The following is a 1,177-nucleotide window of genomic DNA, read 5'->3' as shown; positions in this document are numbered from 1 at the left end:
TCCTTCGAATCGGACGAAGCTTGCCTGTCAGGAATCAACCCGGTCTGAATTGTCAGGACTCAGCCCGGTTCATACCGGGGTGACAGCGCGCGAAACTGACTTCGCCGGCTCAACGTGACGAGGCTCAACGGGCTTCGGGGAAGCGACGCCGGGGAGAGACCTGTCCCGCATGTCGCTGCGCTCATGGCGGGCTACGGGACTGGTCACGGGGGCAGAGAAGGGAGTCCAGCGCCGGGCGAGCGCCGCGAGACCTCGCCCGGTGCCACGCCGCGGTTTCAATCAGAAGCGGCTCAGCGGCAATTCCAGGTCGTTCCTTGCGCGCAAACCGCGTTCGGGCTGTCGCCACCATAGATCTGATAGGGGTATTCGCCTTTGCGGTAATAGCCATAGGCGTGGGGGTTCACTCCGTAGTAGGCGGGCGCCTCGTAATACGCCGGGCCGCCGTAGACCGGACCATCATAGTAATCATAGGCGTCGCGGCTCGCGGCGATCGCAAGACCGGTGCCGATGGCACCCGCCGCAAGCGCCGCGCCGACCGCAGCGCCGCCGCCGCCGTGCCAGCGCCCATTTCGCGCGTCGGCACTGGTCGGGGCCAGGGCGCCGATCGCGAGTGCAGTCAATGAAGCAATTGCGGCCGTGCGGCCGAGCAGAGCTGTTTTGGTCGACATATCAGGCCTCCAGTGAAGTGCGCCGTGATCGGCGGATGTCTCCGGTGTCCGGCTCTGCCAAGAACGGTTGACGAATGTCAGAGCCGAACAAGGCCGGCAAACGGATGATCGATTGCGGTTCTTGATCCGACCTCGCTCGAGGAACTGGCGACAGTCCAAAGCGAATGTCAGGTCCACCACACTAGAACCGCTGCTGCGCTTCGGAGTTCCGGCCCCGCCCGAACTTCCATGCGATCGGACCGGTGCCGCTGGGCACGCGGAGGAGGGGAATGGCTCATGCTTTGCCGACCCGGCAGCCCGGAGCCAACTCATCACCGTGACGGTGCATTCCAACAACTGAAGACGTTTGAAGGGCGTCGATGATGCTGGCCGCTATGACCCGATGAGCTCACGCCATCCCGAGTTGCACGACGGGCAATCTCTGCATGCGCGCATGCGCCAACTGCCCGTCGAGCCAGTTTGTCGCGGACTCATCACTTGCTACGTCGGGCAAATCACCTCCACATTTC

1 protein-coding gene is annotated in these 1,177 nt (G+C 63.7%); it reads right to left on the bottom strand.

Going from position 1 to position 1,177, the window contains the following annotated elements; translation table 11 throughout:
* Window positions 1-290 precede the first annotated feature (290 nt).
* A complete protein-coding gene (locus tag QX121_RS31585; RefSeq protein WP_315770966.1) occupies window positions 291-668 on the bottom strand; it encodes a hypothetical protein in 378 nt (125 codons plus the stop codon).
* Window positions 669-1,177 lie beyond the last annotated feature (509 nt).

Source organism: Bradyrhizobium sp. SZCCHNR2028 (assembly GCF_032380995.1).
In the GTDB taxonomy this organism is placed as follows: domain Bacteria; phylum Pseudomonadota; class Alphaproteobacteria; order Rhizobiales; family Xanthobacteraceae; genus Bradyrhizobium.
This window is presented reverse-complemented; position numbering and strand designations above follow the sequence as displayed.

Bases quoted from the DNA above. Each gene is read 5' to 3' on its own strand.
- QX121_RS31585 (WP_315770966.1), bottom strand. From the start codon at position 668: ATGTCGACCAAAACAGCTCTGCTCGGCCGCACGGCCGCAATTGCTTCA.